16 protein-coding genes and 1 pseudogene are annotated in these 19,583 nt (G+C 63.5%); 9 read left to right on the forward strand and 8 right to left on the reverse strand.

Features of this window, described 5'->3' with window-relative positions; translation table 11 throughout:
- Positions 1–166: 166 nt before the first annotated feature.
- The gene (gene guaD, locus NKH54_RS05025) at positions 167–1,483 is read right to left on the reverse strand and encodes a guanine deaminase (protein ID WP_353027801.1); all 1,317 of its coding nucleotides are present in this window, start codon (positions 1,481–1,483) and stop codon (positions 167–169) included.
- A 2-nt stretch (positions 1,484–1,485) separates the two neighbouring features.
- Positions 1,486–2,703 carry a urate hydroxylase PuuD gene (locus NKH54_RS05030; protein WP_023823875.1) on the reverse strand — a complete coding sequence of 406 codons (1,218 nt, stop codon included), beginning with the start codon at positions 2,701–2,703 and terminating at the stop codon, positions 1,486–1,488.
- 135 nt (positions 2,704–2,838) lie between these two features.
- Between NKH54_RS05030 and NKH54_RS05035 the strand changes: the two genes are divergently transcribed.
- The 3 genes from NKH54_RS05035 to NKH54_RS05045 all read left to right on the forward strand — a co-directional run bounded on the left by NKH54_RS05035 (position 2,839) and on the right by NKH54_RS05045 (position 6,064).
- Positions 2,839–3,759 carry a LysR family transcriptional regulator gene (locus NKH54_RS05035; RefSeq protein ID WP_023671373.1) on the forward strand — a complete coding sequence of 307 codons (921 nt, stop codon included), beginning with the start codon at positions 2,839–2,841 and terminating at the stop codon, positions 3,757–3,759.
- A 107-nt stretch (positions 3,760–3,866) separates the two neighbouring features.
- Positions 3,867–4,808, forward strand: a complete 942-nt coding sequence (locus tag NKH54_RS05040) for an LLM class flavin-dependent oxidoreductase (protein WP_353027802.1) — start codon at positions 3,867–3,869, stop codon at positions 4,806–4,808.
- A complete protein-coding gene (locus tag NKH54_RS05045; RefSeq protein ID WP_023823874.1) occupies positions 4,805–6,064 on the forward strand; it encodes an LLM class flavin-dependent oxidoreductase in 1,260 nt (419 codons plus the stop codon). Before NKH54_RS05040 ends, NKH54_RS05045 begins: the two co-directional genes overlap by 4 nt.
- On the opposite strand, the gene xdhC is transcribed toward NKH54_RS05045, so the two are convergent.
- The 4 genes from xdhC to uraH form a co-directional block, all read right to left on the reverse strand.
- On the reverse strand, positions 6,061–7,215 hold the full coding sequence (gene xdhC / locus NKH54_RS05050; protein WP_353027803.1) for a xanthine dehydrogenase accessory protein XdhC: 1,155 nt from the start codon (positions 7,213–7,215) through the stop codon (positions 6,061–6,063). The two genes, NKH54_RS05045 and xdhC, sit on opposite strands and share 4 nt — an antisense overlap.
- 74 nt (positions 7,216–7,289) lie before the next feature.
- Complete coding sequence (gene xdhB, locus NKH54_RS05055) at positions 7,290–9,656, reverse strand: xanthine dehydrogenase molybdopterin binding subunit (RefSeq protein WP_353027804.1); 2,367 nt, start codon at positions 9,654–9,656, stop codon at positions 7,290–7,292.
- Entirely contained in the window at positions 9,656–11,137 is a 1,482-nt protein-coding gene (xdhA, locus tag NKH54_RS05060; protein WP_353027805.1) for a xanthine dehydrogenase small subunit, read from the reverse strand. The genes xdhB and xdhA overlap by 1 nt, the downstream gene beginning before the upstream one ends.
- A 3-nt stretch (positions 11,138–11,140) precedes the next feature.
- Positions 11,141–11,515 carry a hydroxyisourate hydrolase gene (gene uraH / locus NKH54_RS05065; protein WP_023694734.1) on the reverse strand — a complete coding sequence of 125 codons (375 nt, stop codon included), beginning with the start codon at positions 11,513–11,515 and terminating at the stop codon, positions 11,141–11,143.
- 184 nt (positions 11,516–11,699) lie between these two features.
- On the opposite strand from uraH, the gene puuE reads away from it, so the two are divergent.
- From puuE to NKH54_RS05085, 4 genes are read left to right on the forward strand one after another with little or no spacing between them, the layout of a single operon-like run.
- On the forward strand, positions 11,700–13,118 hold the full coding sequence (puuE, locus tag NKH54_RS05070; protein ID WP_352627384.1) for an allantoinase PuuE: 1,419 nt from the start codon (positions 11,700–11,702) through the stop codon (positions 13,116–13,118).
- Positions 13,119–13,150: 32 nt separating this feature from the next.
- Positions 13,151–14,008: a bifunctional allantoicase/(S)-ureidoglycine aminohydrolase gene (locus NKH54_RS05075; protein WP_502895707.1), complete on the forward strand. Its 858-nt coding sequence runs from the start codon at positions 13,151–13,153 to the stop codon at positions 14,006–14,008.
- Positions 14,005–14,505, forward strand: a complete 501-nt coding sequence (locus NKH54_RS05080; protein WP_023732614.1) for an ureidoglycolate lyase — start codon at positions 14,005–14,007, stop codon at positions 14,503–14,505. The genes NKH54_RS05075 and NKH54_RS05080 overlap by 4 nt, the downstream gene beginning before the upstream one ends.
- Positions 14,506–14,508: 3 nt before the next feature.
- Positions 14,509–15,102, forward strand: a complete 594-nt coding sequence (locus NKH54_RS05085) for a nucleoside deaminase (RefSeq protein ID WP_352461199.1) — start codon at positions 14,509–14,511, stop codon at positions 15,100–15,102.
- A 10-nt stretch (positions 15,103–15,112) separates the two neighbouring features.
- On the opposite strand, the gene NKH54_RS05090 is transcribed toward NKH54_RS05085, so the two are convergent.
- Together NKH54_RS05090 and NKH54_RS05095 are read right to left on the reverse strand one after the other, a co-directional pair.
- Positions 15,113–15,424, reverse strand: a complete 312-nt coding sequence (locus NKH54_RS05090; protein WP_023683487.1) for a BrnA antitoxin family protein — start codon at positions 15,422–15,424, stop codon at positions 15,113–15,115.
- Positions 15,411–15,666, reverse strand: a pseudogene (locus NKH54_RS05095) (BrnT family toxin). The gene NKH54_RS05090 and the pseudogene NKH54_RS05095 overlap by 14 nt, the downstream one beginning before the upstream one ends.
- 179 nt (positions 15,667–15,845) lie before the next feature.
- Here NKH54_RS05095 and NKH54_RS05100 point away from each other — a divergent pair.
- Both NKH54_RS05100 and NKH54_RS05105 read left to right on the forward strand, forming a co-directional pair.
- Positions 15,846–17,831, forward strand: coding sequence for a CocE/NonD family hydrolase (locus NKH54_RS05100; RefSeq protein ID WP_353027806.1), 1,986 nt, complete (start codon positions 15,846–15,848; stop codon positions 17,829–17,831).
- 154 nt (positions 17,832–17,985) lie between these two features.
- On the forward strand, positions 17,986–19,572 hold the full coding sequence (locus tag NKH54_RS05105) for an ABC transporter substrate-binding protein (protein ID WP_023671387.1): 1,587 nt from the start codon (positions 17,986–17,988) through the stop codon (positions 19,570–19,572).
- Positions 19,573–19,583 lie beyond the last annotated feature (11 nt).

Below are 19,583 nucleotides of genomic sequence, written 5' to 3' on the forward strand. Positions count from 1 at the left end.
AGGAAGGGCGCCAAGCTGTCCGAACCGGCGCCCGTCCTCCGAAGCAAAGGCTCCCTTCCTCTCCCTCCGGAGGGGGGAGAGGTGGCGCCGCGAAGCGGCGACGGAGTGGGGGAACCACTTGGCAACCAGGCGCAATCATCATCTTGTCCCGCGCGGATGATGGGTCCTACCCCACGATCATATCGATCTTGGCCGGCCGCCCCGCAACATAGACCTCGCGCACCGCGCGGTCGTCGCCCAATGTCTGCAGCAGGAACAGCTCCTCCGCCAGCGTCTCCACAGTCTCCATCCTCAGCCGCATCGCCGGCGTGGCGCGGGCGTCGAGCACGGTGATGTCCGCGTCGGTGCCTTTATCCAGCGTGCCGACCTTGTCCGCCACAGACAGCGCCTCGGCATTGCCACGCGTTATCTGCCAGAAGGACTGGAACGGGTTCAGCTTTTCGCCATTCAGCGCAATCACCTTGTAGCCCTCGTCCATAGTGCGCAGCATCGAATAGTTGGTGCCGCCGCCGACATCGGTGGCGGCAGCGATCCTGAGCGGCTTGTCGCGGCGACGAAAGCGCTGGTAGTCGAACAGGCCGGAGCCGAGGAACAGGTTCGAGGTCGGGCAGAACACCGCCACCGAGCCTGAGTCCGACAGCGCATCGGCCTCTCGTTCCGAGAGATGGATGCAGTGGCCGAACAGGCTCTTTGGCCCCAGCAGGCCATACTGCTCGTAGACATCGGTGTAGTCGCGCGCCTGCGGATAGAGTTTTTGCGTGAAGGCGATTTCGGCGTGGTTTTCCGACAGATGCGTCTGCATGTGGAGGTCGGGGTTTTCGCGGCAGAGCGTGCCGGCCATCTCCAGCTGCTCGGGCGAGGAGGTGATGGCGAAGCGCGGCGTGATCGCATAAAGGTGGCGGCCCTTGCCGTGCCATTCCGCAATCAGCGCCTTCGTATCGTCATAGCCGGATTGCGGCGTGTCGAGCACGCCTGCCGGCGCATTGCGGTCCATCATCACCTTGCCGGCAATGTTGAGCATGCCGCGCGCATGCGATTCGGCAAAGAACGCTTCGGCAGACGCCTTGTGCACCGAGCAGTAGGCGGCGACCGTCGTCGTGCCGTGGCGCACCATCTCGTCCAGGAACAGCCGGGCGATGCGGCGGCCATGCTGGGCGTTGGCGAATTTGGTCTCTTCGGGAAAGGTGTAGGTGTTCAGCCAGTCGAGCAGTTCGGCGCCGTAGGAGGCAATGACCTGCATCTGCGGGAAATGCGCATGCGCATCGATGAAGCCGGGCAGCAGCAGATGCGGCCGATGATCGATCTTTTTCGCACCGTCGCCCGCTTGCTTTTCGACTTCCGTGTAGCTGCCCACGGCAACGATCCGGCCGTCGCGGATCAGCAGGCCGCCATCCTCCTCATAGCGCCAGGCGGCATGGTCGTCGATGGCTTCGGGCCAGCGCAAAAAACTTAGGGTGCGGCCGCGCAGAAGTGTGGAGGTCATCCCTATTTCCCTGCGCCTTCGAACCAGGCGACCAGCAGCGCCCGTTCCTTGTCGCTGATCTGGGTGACGTTGGCGGGCGGCATGGCGTGGCTGCGCCCGGCCTGCAAATAGATTTCACGCGCATGCTCGGCAATGCTGGCGTCGGTGTCGAGCATCACGCCCTTCGGCGCATGGTAGATGCCTTCATAGACCGGCTCGGCCGTATGGCACATCGAGCAGCGGCCAAGCACGGTGTCGCGCACCGCCGGGAAATGCGACGAGGCGATATAGACTTCGGCCGCGGCGGATGCCTTGGGCTCGCCGGTCAGTATTTTCGGCGCTGTCGACAGCCACATGATGATGACGAATAGCACCGCAGCCGCCATCCAGGTCCAGTGGGGGTTGCCGGCACGCTTATGCACGGTGTTGAAATAGTGCCGGATCAAGACGCCGATGATGAACACCAGCGAGGCGATGACCCAGTTGAACTCCGTCGCAAACGCCAGCGGATAGTGGTTCGACAGCATCAGGAACAGCACGGGCAGCGTCAGGTAGTTGTTGTGCAGCGAGCGCTGCTTGGCGATCTTGCCGTATTTCGGGTCGGGCTTTCGGCCGGCAATCAGGTCGGCGACGACGATCTTCTGGTTTGGAATAATCACCATGAAGACATTGGCCGACATGATAGTGGCGGTGATGGCGCCCAGATGCAGGAAAGCGGCGCGGCCGGTGAACAGATGCGTCAGACCCCAGGCGATGAACACCAGAACGCCATAGAGCACCAGCATCAGTCCGGTGTCACTTTTGCCGAGCGGCGACCGGCAGAGCAGATCGTAGACAACCCAGCCGACGCCGATCGTCGCCATCGACAGCAGGATGCCCACGGGAACCGACATGGACAGAACATTGGGGTCGATCAGGAACAGGTCGGCGCCGGCATAGTAGACCACGCACAGCATGGCGAAGCCGGACAGCCAGGTGGCGTAGGATTCCCACTTGAACCAGGTCAGGTGTTCCGGCATTTCGGCCGGCGCCACCAGATATTTCTGGACGTGGTAGAAGCCGCCGCCATGCACCTGCCATTCCTCGCCGAATGCGCCGACCGGCATGCCGGGGCGCTGGCGCAGGCCAAGGTCGAGCGCGACGAAATAGAAGGACGAGCCGATCCAGGCGATGCCGGTGACGACGTGCAGCCAGCGCACGGCGAAACTCAGCCAGTCCCAGAAAATCGCGAAATCCATCATGTGAAATCGTCCCTGCCGATCGGCTGACTTTACGGTGTGGGGCGCAAACGAAAAGAGGCGAGGTGTACGATGACTTTCAAAAAAAAATGGAAAATACTAGGCTGACCACGTACGCCGCCACATAAAGAGCCACGAATGGCCTATCTCGACAACATCGCCGTCTTCGTCCGCGTCGTCGAGCTTGGTAATCTCTCGGCGGCAGGCCGCGACATGCGCATTTCGCCGGCGGTCGCCTCCAACCGCATCAAGGAGCTGGAAAAACACCTCGGCGTGCGGCTGTTCAACCGCACGACACGGCAATTGATGCCGACGGAGCATGGCACGGTGTTCTACTCCGGCGCCAAGCAGGTGCTGGAGGCTATCACCGAGGCGGAAGCCGCGGTTTCGGCGCTTTCCGGCCAACCGCGCGGCACCATCAAGGTGACCGCACCGCTCGGCCTCGGACGGCGGCTGGTGGCGTCGGGCATTCCGGATTTCCACGACAAATACCCCGATATCGAGGTGCGGCTGAGGCTCTCCGACCACAATATCGACATCATGAAGGAAGGCATCGACGTCGCCTTCAAGCTCGGCATCATCGAGGATTCCAGCCTGCGGATGCGCGGCATCATGGAATGTGAACGCGTGCTGGTGGCGGCACCGAAATATCTCGAAGCGCGCGGCGAGCCGGTGGAGCCACAGGAGCTGATCGGCAAGAAGCACGACTGCCTGATGCTGCGCTATTCCGGGGCGCGCGAATATGTCTGGACGCTGCAGACGCCGTCCGGCCCGCAGAAATTCGAGGTGCACGGCCCCTACGACACCGACGATGGCGATGTGCTGACCGGCTGGGCGCTGTCGGGCCGCGGCATCATCAACAAGCCGCGCTTCGAGGTCGAACCCTTCATCCGCGACCGGCGGCTGCAGGTCATCCTGGCCAGCACGCCGCCAACGCCGGTGCAGTTCGCCGCCGTCTATCCGCACAAGAAGCTGCAGGATCCAAAGGTGCGGCTGTTGCTCGACTTCATGGCCGAGCGTTGCCAGCGGCTGATCAAGGATTTGCTGGCCGGCAAGTGAGGGGCTGTTGGCCCAGTCGCCAGGGTTGTCTTACAAGCAGGTGACCTTAGGTTCGCATACGCCGCCCTATGATCGATGGTCCCATGCCGACTGACCAGCAAGCCACAATGCATCTTGCCGTTTCGCTCAACATTACTTCCGGGCAGCCGCTCGGGTTTAGCGACCTGGCCGGCTTTGCCAAGCAAGCGGAAGCGGCGGGGCTGGACATGATTGTCCTCGATGATTCCGCGCCGAACAGCGCCGGGTCGAGTTCTTTCGAAGCGACGACCTTGCTGGCGGCGCTGGCGACGGTGACAAGTCGGATCGGCCTTGTCGCTGCAGCCTCGACGGTGGCTCACCAGCCGTACAATCTGGCGCGCCGTTTTGCTTCGCTCGACATCATCAGCCATGGCCGCGCCGGCTGGCACGCGACCATGGCGCAGGCGCCACGGGAAGCCGCCAATTTCAGCCGGCCGGATGGATTTTCCGACGATGTGTTCCGCCGCCGCACGCAGGAATACATCGGCATCGTTCAGCGCCTGTGGCAGGGCTGGGATGCCGACGCGCTGCTGTTCGACAAGATCGGCGGCCGCTTCCACGATCCCGAAAAAATGCACCTGCTCGACCACAAGGGCGAATTTTTCTCCGTGCGCGGGCCGCTGAACGTCGCGCGCTCGCCGCAGGATACGCCGGTGCTGGTGCTGTCCGGCCTGTCCGAGGCCGACCTGGATATCGCCGCCCGCACCGCCGATGTCGTCCTGCTGGACAGACCCACAGAGGACGCCAAGGCGCGCCATGACGTTCTCAAGCGCCGCGTTGTGGCCTGCGGACGCGATCCGGGTGCGGTCAAGCTGCTGCTGAACGTTGGCGCAGATGTCGCTGCCAACGCGCTCGAAACATTGTTCAGCTCGCAAAGCTGCGACGGGTTCAACATCGCAATACCGCCTGCCGCGATTGACGGTTTCATCGGCCGCGTGCTGCCGGAATTGCAGCGCCGCAGCCTCGTCCGACCGGATTATCCCGGCACCACCTTGCGTTCGCATCTCAGACTTGCCGGAGGAGCGCAATGACCCGCCAGATGAAGCTTGGCGCCTTCCTGTGGGCGACGGGCCACCACATCGCCGCCTGGCGTCACCCCAAGGCGCATGTCACGGCAGGCATCGACATCGATCATTACATCCGGCTGGCGCGCACGGCGGAAGCGGCGAAGTTCGACATGGTGTTCTGCGAGGACGCCGCCGGCCTGCGCGAAGCCAATGTCGGCATCGCCAGCCAGACCTCACGCTCGATCGGCTTCGAGCCGATCAGCCTGCTGTCCGCGCTCGCCGTCCAGACCAGCCGCATCGGCCTCGTTTCGACGGCCTCGACCAGCTACAACGAGCCCTATGGGCTGGCGCGCACCTTTCTCTCGATCGATCATCTGAGTGGTGGCCGGGCTGGCTGGAACCTGGTGACGTCGGCCAGTCCCATCGAAGCCGCCAATTTCGGCGCGACGGGCCTGAAACCGCATGCCGACCGCTACGAGCGGGCGCGCGAATTCGCCGAGGTGGTATCAGGACTTTGGCAAGGCAGCGGCTTTCACGGTCACAACGGCCAGAGCTTTTCGGTGCGCGACTCGCTCGACCTGCCGCGCTCGCCGCAGGGCGCGCCGGTGATGGTGCAGGCCGGCGCCTCGGATGTCGGCCGCGACCTTGCCGCCCGCACCGCCGACGTCGTGTTCACGGCGGCGCAGACCCTCGAGGAAGCCAAGGCCTTTTACGACGACCTCAAGGGCCGTATGGCGGGCTATGGGCGGGAACCCGACGACATCAAGATCATGCCCGGCGTCTCCCCGGTGGTGGCAGACACCGAGGCCGAAGCGCGGGAGAAACAGGAGGAATTGCAGGCGCTGATCCCCGACGATGTCGGCGTGGCGCTACTGTCCAGCTATCTCAGCATCTCCGATCTCGGGAGCTATCCGATCGACGGACCGATGCCCGAACTGCCGGAGACCGAGGGCATGAAAAGCCGCCAGGCGCTGGTCATCCAACAATCGCGCCGCGACGGCCTGTCGATCCGCCAGCTTGCGCGCCATTTCGCCGGCGCACGTGGCCATTGGCGTATCGTCGGCACGCCGGCGCGGATCGCTGACGAATTGCAGGCGCGGTTCGAGGGCGGCGGCGCGGACGGCTTCAACGTCATGCCGTCATACTTCCCCGGCGAGCTCGATGCCTTTGCCACGCTGGTGGTGCCGGAACTGCAGCGACGCGGACTGTTCCGTCGGGAATACGAAGGCAGCACCTTGCGAGATCATCTTGGCCTGAAGCGGTCGGATAAAAAAGATTAGCCGGCTACCTCTTGGCCTTGCCGCGCCTGCTGGCTTACCGCCGGTGCCGCGCCGTGCGCGACCAGCGCCGTCATGATCTCGGCCGCGGCCAGCGCAGCTATGACCGGTGGGCGCTTGTCCTTGACCGCATCGCCGCCCATCGGCGAGACGAGGCGGGCGAACTCAGCCTCCGTGCCCTCAGCCGATTTCAGGAACCAGTTCCTGAACGTCGCTCTCTTGGTTTTCGAGCCGATCATGCCGACATAGGCCGCGTCGTCGCGCTTCAGCGCTTCGGCGACGATGAGGAAATCCAGCGCATGGTCGTGGGTGAGGACGGCGAAGGCGGTGCCGGCGGGAGCGTTTCGAACCTCGGCCTCGGGCATCGGCGTCAGCCGCCTCTCGACCGTCTCCGGCATACCTTCCAGCGCTTCGGCCCGCGTCTCAATGACGACGCCATGCACGGGAAGAAGTGCAACCGTCGCGGCCAGCGCCTGGCCGACATGGCCGCCGCCGAAGATATAGACATGCGGCAGGTGGGCTTCCTCGGCTTCTGCGGCCGCGATCAGCTCGGCTGTAAGCGCGGCATCGACGATACGGATCAAGACTTCGACGCGCCCGCCGCAGCACTGGCCGATCTCGGGACCTAGCGGCACGTCAAGCGTGGCGCGGACTTCATCGACCGCGATGCGGGCTTCTTTACCCTCCCCCTTGTGGGGAGGGTCGGTGAGCGGACGCCGCGGGGGGGGGGGCGCGCAACGGGGTGGGGTGGGCCGGTCGGGCGCGGCCCCCCCCCCCCGGGGGGGGGGGGGGGGGGGGGGGGCCCCCCCGCCCGGGGGGGGGGGGGGGGGGGGCCCGCCGCCCCGCCGGCCCCCCCCCCCCCCCCGCGGGGGGGGGGGCCCCCCCCCCCCCCCCCCCCCCCCCCCGGCCCCCCCCCCCCCCCCCGACCCTCCCCACAAGGGGGAGGGTGAAGACCCCACCATCTGCCTCGCCTTGTCGATCGCCATGTACTCGAGCTGACCGCCGCCGATCGTGCCAAAAATCGCCGCCTGCGATACGAGCATGAAGGCGCCCTTCTCGCGCGGAGTCGAGCCTTTGGTGCCGGCCACTTCGACCAGAGCAAGCCGGCCGGCGCTGGCGAGAAAAGCTCTGAGGCTTTGCACTTTCGACTTCATATTTCGCATTCCCGTACGGGAAATATAGGGTTTTTCAGTCTGAATTGCACGTTTTGCCAGAATCCAGGTCAGAGTCAGGCGCTATTCTTGGCTTCACCCTTCAGCCGTTCGATCGCCATCAGCACCCGTTCTGGTGTTGCAGGAGCGTCGAGACGCGGACAGACCTTATGATCGGCCACACTTGCCACCGCGTCCGACAGCGCATGCAGCACAGACATGCCGAGCGGGAAGGGCGGTTCGCCGACCGCCTTGGAACGGTGCACCGTCGGCTCGTTGGCCTCCGGCCAGTCGGCCAGCGTGACGTTGAATATCTTCGGCCGGTCGGACGCGAGCGGGATCTTATAGGTCGACGGCGCATGCGTGCGCAGCCGGCCCTTGTCGTCCCACCACAGCTCCTCCGTCGTCAGCCAGCCCATGCCCTGGATGAAGCCGCCCTCGATCTGGCCGAGATCGATGGCGCGGTTCAGCGAGCGGCCGGTTTCATGCAATATGTCGGTGCGCTCGACGACATATTCGCCGGTCAGCGTGTCGACCGAGACTTCCGAGCACGAGGCGCCATAGGCGAAATAATAGAACGGACGGCCCTCGCCCTTGTCACGGTTCCAGTGGATTTTCGGCGTCTTGTAAAAACCCGCCGCCGACAGTTGGATGCGGGCCATATAGGCCTGCTTGACGAGGTCGGTGAAGGCGATCTCCTGGTTGCCGATGCGCACCCGGTTGGGCAGGAAAAGCACCTGCTCGCGCGGCACCTGGTATTTTTCGGCGGCGAAGTCGGTCAGCCGTTCCTTGATCTGGCGGGCGCCGTTCTGCGCCGCCATGCCGTTGAGGTCGGTGCCGGACGACGCCGCGGTGGCCGAAGTGTTGGGCACCTTGCCGGTGGTCGTCGCGGTGATCTTGACTTGGTCGAGGTCGATCTGGAACTCTTCCGCCACCACCTGCGCCACCTTGACGTAGAGGCCTTGCCCCATCTCGGTGCCGCCGTGATTCAGATGCACCGAACCGTCGGTATAGACATGCACCAGCGCGCCGGCCTGGTTGTAGTGGGTGGCCGTGAAAGAGATGCCGAATTTGACCGGCGTCAGCGCCAGGCCGCGCTTGATGAAGCGGCTGTTGGCGTTGAAGGCCTGGATGATGCGGCGGCGCCCCGCATAGTCGGCGCTCGCCTCCAGCTCGGCGACGATGCGGTGGATGATGTTGTCCTCGACCGTCTGGTGATACGGGGTGACGTTGCGGCCCCCGTCTTTATCACCACTGGTGCCATAAAAATTCTGCTTGCGGATTTCGAGCGGGTCCTTGCCGACGGCAAAGGCAACCTCGTCGATGACGCGTTCGGCGCCGACCATGCCTTGCGGGCCGCCGAAGCCGCGAAACGCCGTGTTCGACACGGTGTTGGTGTAAAGCGGCGCCGATTGCGCATGCACCGCCGGCCAGAAATAGGTGTTGTCGCAATGGAACAGCGCGCGGTCGGTGACCGGGCCGGACAGGTCCGATGAAAAGCCGCAACGCGCCGCGAACATGAAGTCGACGCCAAGAATGTTGCCGGCGTCGTCGAAACCTACTTCGTAGTCGACGAGGAAGTCATGGCGCTTGCCGGTGGCAATCATGTCGTCGTCACGGTCGGGCCGGATCTTGACCGCGCGATGGTGTTTCTTGGCGGCGATCGCAGCCAATGCCGCAAACTGGTTGCCTTGCGTCTCCTTCCCGCCGAAGCCGCCACCCATGCGGCGGATTTCCACTGTGATGGCGTTGCTCGGCACGCCCAGCGCATGGCTGACCATATGCTGCACTTCGCTCGGATGCTGGGTCGAGGAATAGATGGTGACGTCCTGGTCCTCGCCGGGAATGGCCACGGCGATATGGCCTTCCAGATAGAAATGCTCCTGGCCGCCAATGCGCATCTTGCCCTTCAGCCGGCGCGGCGCCGCCTTGATCGCGGCGGCGGCATCGCCGCGCTTCAAGGTCAGTGGCGGCGTGACCAGCTTGTCCTTGCGGGGGTCGAGGTCGCCAATGTCGGTGACGAAAGGCAATGGACTGTATTCTATCTTGGCCAGCCGGGTGGCGCGGCGCGCCTGTTCGCGCGTCTTGGCAATGACGCAGAAGATCGGCTGACCATAAAACTGCACCTTGTCGTCGGCCAGCACCGGCTCGTCGTGTCGACCGGTCGGCGAAATGTCATTTTCGCCCGGAACGTCCTTGGCCGTCAGCACATCGACGACGCCCGGCGCCGCGCGCACCGCCGACAGATCCATTTTGCTGATCGTCGCATGCGTCGCCGTGGACAGGCCGAGGCAGCCATGCAGCATGCCCGCCGGTTCCGGCATATCGTCGATATAGACCGCGCTGCCGCTGACATGCTTGTGCGCGGAATCGTGGCGCTGGTCGGCGGCGACGCCACCGGAAATCTTCTGCGCCTTGAGATCTGGAGAGGCGTGCTTGTTCATCAGGCCGCCTCGTTGCGTGACACCTGGAACGGCGCCTTGCTGCCGCTGGTTTCGGCAAAAAAGCGCAGCAGCAGGTTCCTGGCCGCCAGCGCCCGGTACTCGGCCGATGCCCGCATATCGGTCAGCGGGGTGAAATCGCCGGCATATTCAGCCATGGCCGCTTCCACCGTTGTCTCCGTCCACGGCTTGCCGAGCAGCGCTTTTTCGACACCGAAAGCCCGCTTCGGGGTGGCCGCCATGCCGCCATAGGCGATGCATATATCGGACACGGTTCCGTCCTTGGCCAAGTCGAGGAAAAAGGCGCCAAGGGCTGCGGTGATGTCCTCGTCGCGGCGCTTGGTGATCTTGTAGACGGCAAACTTCGTGCCCTTGGCCGGCACGGGAACGTGCACGGCCTCGACGAATTCGCCTGGCTGCCGGTCCTGCTTGCCATAGGCGATGAAGAAATCCTCGAGCGCGATGGTGCGCCGCTTCTTGCCGCGGCGCAGCGTCAGTTGCGCACCAAGCGCGATAAGGGGCGGCGGCGTGTCGCCGATCGGCGAGCCATTGGCGATGTTGCCGCCAATGGTGCCCATGTTTCGTACCTGTTCGCCGCCGATGCGGTCGAACAATGGCCCGAGCGCGGGGATGCGCTTGGCCAGTGTCGCGAAGGCGTCGGTGTAGGTAACGCCGGCGCCGATGGTGATGACGTCATTGTCTTCGGAGATCGCGCACAGCCCCTCGAGATTGCCGATGAAGACTACCGGTGAGATGTCGCGCATGTGCTTGGTGACCCACAGGCCGACGTCGGTCGAGCCGGCGACAACAGTGGCGTCGGGTTCCTTATCCAGTACAGCGGCGAAATCATCGGCGTTGGCCGGGACGATCAACCTCAGCTTGCCGGCGCCGATTTCGACGCGGGCACCGTCATGCATAGCCTCGAGCCTGGCGGTGATCGCCTTGCGCTCGGCCGCCAGCGGATCCTTCGCCGCCTTGCCGTAGCTGGAGATGGCACGCGCGGCGCGCATGATTGCCTCATAGCCGGTGCAGCGGCAAAGATTGCCTTGCAAGGCCTTCTCGATCGCCGCATTCGACGGGTCCGGCGACTTCATCCACAAGCCGTAGAGCGACATGACGAAGCCCGGCGTGCAGAAGCCGCATTGCGAAGCGTGGAAATCGACCATCGCCTGCTGCACCGGATGCAATTGGCCAGGCGCGCCGCGCAGATGCTCGACGGTGACGACATGGGTGCCGTCGAGCGAACCGAGGAAACGGATGCAGGCGTTGACGCTTTCATAAACCAGCTTGCCGGCGGACAATTTTCCGACCAGGACCGTGCAGGCGCCGCAATCGCCCTCGGCGCAGCCTTCCTTGGTGCCGCGCAGCGAGCGGTCGAGCCGCAGCCAGTCGAGCAAGGTCGCGTCGGGCGCCACCGACGACAGCGCGACATCCCTGCCATTGAGGATGAAGCGGATCTCGTTGCGTATGGTGATCTTGGCCATGCGTCAGCTCCCCCTGTAGGTCGAGTAGCCATAAGGAGAGATAAGCAACGGCACGTGATAATGCACGGATTCCGCCATGCCGAAGCGGATCGGCACACTGTCGAGGAAGGCCGGTTCCGGCAGTTTGGTGCCCTGGCCGCGTAGATAGTCACCGGCGGCGAACACCAGTTCGTATTCTCCAAGGCGGAATTCCGCTCCTGCCAGCAGCGGCGCATCGCAGCGGCCGTCGGCATTTGTGACGACGGTCTTCAAATGTATCCGCGCGTCGCTCTCAAGATGATAAAGCGCGATCGACAGGCCCGCCGCCGGCTTGCCGGTCGCGGTGTCGAGCACATGCGTCGTCAGACGTCCGCCATCGGCTTTCGACGTTTCTGCCACTGGCGCCTCCCATTTCCGATACAGCCGAACAAAGCAGTGAATTGTGCGCCAATTAAAGGCGATGCATAAGTCCCGGTCGAGCGGAGTGGCACAAAAACACTTTCAAAAATTTCGGGGGAATGCGCGAGCAACCCTTTCGACTATCCTGATCATAACTTCCGGCAGCGTCCGGCGGGGAGGGGCAATGCGTTACTCTAGAGACATGCGCGGCTACGGAGCCAATCCGCCGGATCCGAAATGGCCGGGCGGTGCGCATGTGGCCGTCCAATTCGTCGTCAACTACGAGGAAGGCGGCGAGAACTGCGTGCTGCACGGCGACAAGGCCTCGGAAGCCTTTCTGTCGGAAATCGTCGGCGCCGCGCCCTGGGTCGGCCAGCGCCACTGGAACATGGAATCGATCTACGAATATGGCGCGCGGGCAGGCTTCTGGCGGCTGCTGCGCCTGTTCAGCGAGGCGCAAGTGCCGGTGACCTGCTACGGGGTCGCCTCAGCATTAGCCCGGTCGCCCGACCAGGTGGCGGCGATGCAGGAGGCCGGCTGGGAAATGGCCTCGCACGGGCTGAAATGGATCGACTACCGCGACCACAGCGCCGAGGACGAGCGCCGCGACCTCGAAGCGGCGATCAAGCTGCACTACGAGGTGACAGGCCAACGGCCGACCGGCTGGTACACCGGCCGCACCTCGGTCAATACGGTGCGGTTGGTGGCCGAAGAGGGCGGCTTCGACTATGTGTCGGACACTTATGACGACGAACTGCCCTACTGGTTCGAGCACGGCGGCGGCGCGCAACTCGTCATCCCCTACACGCTCGATGCCAACGACATGCGTTTCGCCACGCCGCAGGGATTCAATTCCGGCGACCAGTTCTTCGCCTATTTGAAGGACAGTTTCGACACGCTCTATGCCGAGGGCAAAGCGGGCCGGCCGCGGATGATGAATATCGGCCTGCATTGCCGCCTCGTCGGACGTCCCGGGCGGGTGGCGGCGCTGAAGCGCTTCGTCGACTATGTCAGATCGCACGACAAGGTCTGGCTGGCACGGCGCATCGATATCGCCAGGCACTGGCAGGAGAACCACCCCTACCAGCCGGCGGCGCTCAAGCCGTCGAAGATGGCGTTCGAGACCTTCGTCGACACTTTCGGCGGCGTGTTCGAACATTCGCCCTGGATCGCCGAACGTGCCTATGAGCTGGAGCTTGGGCCGGCGCATGACAGCGCCGGCGGCCTGCACAATGCGCTCTGCCGCGTCTTCCGCGCCGCCAGCGAAACCGAGCGGATCGGTGTCCTCAACGCCCATCCCGATCTCGCTGGCAAACTGGCCGAAGCGAGACGCCTCACTGCGGAATCCACACGCGAGCAGGCCTCCGCCGGCCTCGACGCGCTGACCGACAAGGAGCGCGAGCTGTTTTCCAAGCTCAACGCCGCTTACGTCACCACCTTCGGCTTTCCCTTCATCATCGCGGTGCGGGGCAAGACCAAGGAGGAGATCCTCGCCGAGTTCGAGGCGCGCATCGGCAACAGCCGTGGCGTAGAACTCGATACCGCCTGCAAACAGGTCGAGCGCATCGCGCTGCTCCGCCTGAAAGACATGCTCCCGCTCTAATGAAATGACTGAGGGGTCAGGACCCAATGGATATGATCAAGACTGACCAGAAAACCTATTATGCACCGCATGGCGGCCATCCCGGCCAAAATGAGCTTTTGACCGGCCGCGCCGTCTTCACCGAGGCCTATGCCGTCATACCGAAGGGAGTGATGCAGGACATCGTCACCAGCCCACTGCCGTTCTGGGACGAGACCAGGGCCTGGATCATCGCCAGGCCGCTTTCGGGTTTCGCCGAGACATTTTCGCAGTACATCGTCGAGGTCCTGCCCGGCGGCGGCAGCGACCGGCCCGAGCCGGACGCCGGCGCCGAGGGCGTGCTGTTCGTGGTTGAGGGCGAGTTGACCGTTTCGCTGGCCGGCAAGAAGCACGTGCTGCAAGCCGGCGGTTTTGCCTTCCTGCCGCCGGACAGCGGCTGGACGGTGCGCAACGAAGGTCGCGACGCCGTACGCTTCCACTGGATCAGGAAGGCCTATGAGGCCGCCGACGGCATCGACGCGCCGGAAGTCCTGTTCAGCAGTGACCAGCAAATGACGCCGACGCCGATGCCCGGCACCGAGGGTCGCTGGGCGACGACCCGTTTCGTCGATCCAGCCGACATGCGCCACGACATGCATGTCACCATCGTTACGCTCGAGCCTGGCGCCGTCATCCCGTTTGCCGAGACGCATGTCATGGAGCACGGGCTCTATGTCTTGGAAGGCAAGGCGGTCTACCGCCTCAACCAGGACTGGGTCGAGGTCGAGGCCGGCGACTTCATGTGGCTGCGCGCCTTCTGCCCGCAGGCCTGCTACGCGGGCGGCCCAGGCAAATTCCGCTATCTCCTTTACAAGGACGTCAACCGGCACGCCAAGCTCGGCGGGGCGGGCATTGGCGGTCGCGCGCGGTGACCCGCATCACAGCGCGGCCGCTGACCCGCGAAAGCTTTGCCGGCTTCGGCGATGTCATCGACATGGGCGGCGGCAATCACTATCCGATCAATGGCGGCAAGACCGAGCGCTACCACAATCTCGCCACCGCTGAAGCCGCGGGACCGAATGCCTGCGTGCTGATCTCGATGGCGCGCGGCACGCCTTACGACCTGCCGCTGAAGCTGACCATGGTCGAGCGCCATCCCTTAGGCAGCCAGGCGTTCATCCCGCTGTCACCGCGGCCTTTCCTGGTCGTCGTCTGCCATGACGGCAAGGACGGTCCGCGCGAGCCGCATGCCTTCATCACCGCACCCGGGCAAGGCGTCAACTATCCGCGCAATCTCTGGCACGGCGTGCTGACACCACTCGGTGAAGCGCAGGATTTCGTCATCGTCGACCGCGGCGGTGACGGCTCCAACCTCGAAGAGTTCCATTTCTCGCACCCCTACGAAATCCATCTCCCCAACGAGACCTGAGAAATGACCGACATATCGCTGATCGACCGCCTGCTCGATGTCATCGAGCACGACATCGTGCCGAAAACGGCAGAGGGCGTGGCCCATGGGAACAAGCTGTTCGGCGCCGCCATCCTGCGGAAGGGCGACCGCTCGCTGGTGCTGGCCGAAACCAACAACGAGATGGAAAATCCGCTCTGGCATGGCGAGGTGCACTGCCTGAAGCGTTTCTATGAAATGCCGAAAGCCGAGCGCGTCGACACCAAGGACGCCATCTTCATCGCCACGCATGAGCCCTGCTCGCTCTGCCTGTCGGCGATCACCTGGACCGGCTTCGACAATTTCTACTACCTCTTCAGCCACGAGGATTCACGCGACAGCTTTGCGATCCCGCACGATCTGAAAATCCTGAAAGAGGTCTTCACTCTTGATCCCGGCGGCTACAATGCCGAGAACACTTATTGGAAGAGTTTTTCCATTCGCAGGCTGGTGCGGGCGCTGCCCGAGGCCGAGCGCGGCCGGCTTGAGGCAAGGATCGGCAATATTTCCACCCGCTACGACGAACTGTCCGGCGCTTATCAGGCGCGCAAGTCCGAAAACGACATTCCGCTGAACTGACGCGGATTGCCTAGCCTACCTTCGCGTTTTTCAGCACCTCGTTGATCCTGGCCTGCCAGCCCTTGCCGGTCGCCTTGAATTTACTGATGACATCCTGATCCAGACGGATGGACACGACTTGCTTAGGCTTCTCCACGGCTGGCCGGCCACGAGCACGCCTTATGCTCTCGAAAAGTTCTGGAAACACTTCCGCGAAAGGCCTGGCTTGCGCCAACTGTTCGTCTGTCGTCTCCGCATCGTCGGGATCATCAACAATTTGTCTTTGAATTTCCCCTTCCTCCGCATCGGTAAGCGGTCGAACACGCGATTTAGGATTGTTCATATACTGACCTTTCCTTTCGGCTGGCACGGCGCATCGAGATCACCGAAATCGCCTCCGAACCAAGCGGCTTGAAAATCACGGCCAGGATGATCTCTCCGAATTCGCCAATCGCCTTGAACCGGTCGGCCTTGGCTGGAAGGACGGTTGAAGTCGCAAAAAAACTCAATATCGAGTTCGGCAAAATCGAGACCCCGGCTGTCCAGGTTCGTCACGCGCTTTGGCTCATCCCAAACGATTTTCAGGCGAAATCCTCATCACGTTGGGTTCAGTTAATAAATGTAATACATTAATTATAATCCTGCAACATCAGGGCAAAACAATCGGGCTACATATCGTGGCGTCGTCGCGGCGACACCGGCCGTCGCCCGTTTGACTTCATGACATGCCCGCTCCATGCGTCACTGACATCCTGGAGCATCGCATGAAAACCATCACCGAATTTCCCCGCAAGGTCGTCGAATTCCCCGATATGGGCATCGTCATGCCGGATGGTTGCCGGCTGTCGGCGCGGGTTTGGATGCCGGAGGACGCCAGCAGCGATCCGGTGCCGGCGATCCTCGAGCACCTGCCCTACCGCAAGCGCGACGGCACCATCTTTCGCGATCAGCTGACGCATCCCTATTTTGCCGGCCACGGCTACGCCTCGATCCGCGTCGACATGCGCGGCAATGGCGATTCCGAAGGTCTGATGGACGACGAATATTCCGAGCAGGAATTGCAGGACGCCTGCGATGTGATTGCCTGGGCGGCAGCACAGCCCTGGTGCAACGGCAGTGTCGGCATGATGGGCATTTCCTGGGGTGGCTTCAACTGCCTGCAGGTGGCGGCCAAGCAGCCGACGGCGCTGAAGGCGGTGATCAGCCTGTGCTCGACCGTCGACCGCTACGCCGATGACATCCACTACAAGGGCGGCTGCCTTTTGACGGAAAATTTCGGCTGGGCCTCGACCATGTTGTCCTATTCGTCGCGACCGCCGGATCCGCTGATTGCGGGCGACAACCGCTGGCGCGACCTCTGGCTGACGCGGCTGGAGAACCAGTCTTTCCTTCTGCCGCTCTGGCTCAGCCATCAGCATCGCGACGCCTATTGGAAACGCGGTTCGATCTGCGAGGATTTCTCCGCGGTCAAAGCCGCCGTGCTGTCGATCGGCGGCTGGCATGACGGCTACCGCAACACGATTTCGCATCTGGTCACCAACATCCAGGCGCCGGTGAAGGGCATTGTCGGGCCATGGATCCACAAATACCCGCATTATGCCGAACCCAAACCCCCCATCGGCTTCCTGCAGGAGGCGTTGCGCTGGTGGGACAGCTGGTTGAAGGGCGTCGACACCGGCGTCGAGGCCGACCCGGACTACCGCGCCTATGTCATGGACAGTGTGCGGCCGGCGCGCTGGCACCCGGAGCGGCCGGGCCGTTGGGTGGCCGAACAGGAATGGCCGTCTCCCAACATCAAGGTCGGGGCGATCGAACTCATTGCTGACGGCGTCAGGCCGGCGATCGTGGCGACCCCGCAAAGCTGCGGGCTCGCCGGCGGCGAATATTTTCCCTTCACCTTTGGCCCGGAACTGCCGGGCGACCAGCGCCCGGACGATGCGCTGTCCGTCTGCTTCGATCAGCCTGTGCTTGCCGAGACACTCGACATCGTCGGCGCGCCGGAGCTTCTCATCCGGGTGTCGTCCGATCGCCCGCAGGCGAACATCGCGGTTCGACTGTGCGACGTGCACCCCGACGGCGCCTCGGAACTGATCTCCTACGGCGTGCTCAACCTGACGCATCGTTCTTCGCACGAACAGCCGCAAGCGCTGGTGCCGGGCGAAACGGTTTCGGCGCGCGTTATTCTCGACCAGTGCGCCTACCGCGTGCCGGCCGGACACCGCCTGCGCATCGCGGTTTCCAATGCTTACTGGCCGATGATCTGGCCGTCGCCGGAGCCGGTGCGGCTCGACCTTTCAGCGGCGACGCTGAGGCTGCCGCTGCGCCCGCTCGCAAAAGCCGACGAGACCTCGTTCCAGTCTCCCGAAGGCGCAACACCCTGGGCAACCGCGACAGTTCGTGCAGCGAATTCCGAGCGTCACGTCGATCGCGATGAGAAGACCGGCATCGTCACGCTGTCGATCACGGATGATTTCGGAGAAGTGCGCGATCTCGCGCATGGACTGGCCAATGGCAGCATTGCCCGCGAGAGCTGGACGATCCACCCCGACGACCCGCTGTCTGCCTCGGGCCGCACGCACTGGACGCAGACCTTGTCGCGAAACGGATGGTCGGTGCGCACCGAGACGTCGGCTGAAATGCGCTGCGATGCGCAAAACTTCATCGTCAGCGCCAGAATCGAAGCCTATGAGGGCGAAACGCTGGTTTTCGAACGCGATTTCGAAGAGACGATCCCGCGCGACCTGCTCTGAGCGTCGACCCGACTGGTCCAGTTGCGACGCACGATTTACGCCACGGCATGTCGCATTCCGTCTTGCTTACGGCTTTGCCTTCCGGTCAATATCCCTTTGGTAACAACAAGCAAAAAACGACCATAAGGTCGAACCAACAGAGTGAGGAACTCAAATGTCCAACGAACTCGAATATCTGAGCCGGCGCGTTGCGTCCGGCAAGCTGAGCCGTCGTGATTTCCTCGGCCGCGCCGCAGCACTCGGCGTCACAGCGCCCTTCGCCAATATGCTGCTTTCCAGTGCGGCTCGCGCGGAAGGCCCGGTCAAGGGCGGCACGCTGAAGGCCGGCCTCGTCGGCGGCGAATCCACGAACAGCCTGGACCCGGCTTTGTTCATGACGCAAGTGCCGTTCGCTTTTGGCAAGATGTGGGGCGAGCTGATCGTCGAGCTGTCCCCGGAAGGCAAACTCGAGAACCGCATCGCCGAAGAGATCGGCTCGTCGGACGACGCCAAGGTGTGGACGCTGAAAATCCGCGACGGCGTCGAATTCCACAACGGCAAGACGGTGACCGCTGAGGATGTGGCGGCAACCCTCGAGCGCCATTCCGATGAAAAATCGAAGTCCGGCGCGCTGGGCTACATGAAAGGCATCGACAGCATCAAGGCCAGTGGCAAGGAAGTCGTCCTGACGCTGAAGGAGGCCAACGCCGACCTTCCCTATCTCCTCAGCGACTACCACCTCATCGTCCAGCCCAACGGCGGCAAGGACAAGGCGGATGCCGGCATCTCGGCAGGACCCTACAAGGTCACTACCAACGAGCCCGGCGTGCGCCATGGCGGCGAGCGCTTCGCCAATTACTGGCAGGCCGACAAGATGGGCCATGCCGACCAGATCGAGATCATCGTCATCAACGACGCGACCGCGCGCACGGCGGCCCTGCAGGGCGGCCAGGTCAACATGATCAACCGCGTCGAGCCGAAGATCGTCGACCTCATCAAGCGCGTACCGGGCGTCACCATCCGCAACCATGCCGGCCCCGGCCACTACGTCTTCATCATGCATTGCAACACCGCGCCCTTCGACAACAGCGACCTGCGCATGGCGCTGAAGCTCGCGATCGACCGCGAAGAGATGCTGAACAAGGTGCTGCGCGGCTACGGCTCGCTCGGCAACGACTTCCCGATCAATTCGTCCTATCCGCTGTTTTCCGAGATCGAGCAGCGCAAATATGATCCCGACAAGGCCAAGTTCCACTATAAGAAGTCGGGCCATGACGGCACCGTGCTGCTGCGCACCTCCGACGTCGCCTTCCCGGGCGCGGTCGACGCCTCGCAGCTCTTCCAGCAGAGCGCGGCCAAGGCCGGCATCAAGATCGAGCTCAAGCGCGAGCCCGGCGACGGCTACTGGAACGAGGTCTGGAACAAGCAGCCCTTCTGCGCCTCCTATTGGGGCGGCCGCTCGACCCAGGACCAGATGTACTCGACCGCCTATCTGTCGACCGCCGACTGGAACGACACCCGTTTCAAGCGTCCGGACTTCGACAAGCTGGTGCTGGCCGCACGCGCCGAACTCGACGAGACCAAGCGCAAGCAGATGTACCACGACATGGCCGTGCTGGTGCGCGACGAGGGCGGCCTGATCCTGCCGATGTTCAATCAGTTCATCGATGCGACAGGCGCCAAGGTCGGCGGCTGGGTAGACGATCCGCATCAGGAGCTGATGAACGGCTACGCGCTGGCGAAGTGCTGGCTCGAAGCCTGAGCCCGGCTTTG

The sequence above is a fragment of the Mesorhizobium sp. M1004 genome, assembly GCF_040318795.1.
Lineage (GTDB): Bacteria > Pseudomonadota > Alphaproteobacteria > Rhizobiales > Rhizobiaceae > Mesorhizobium.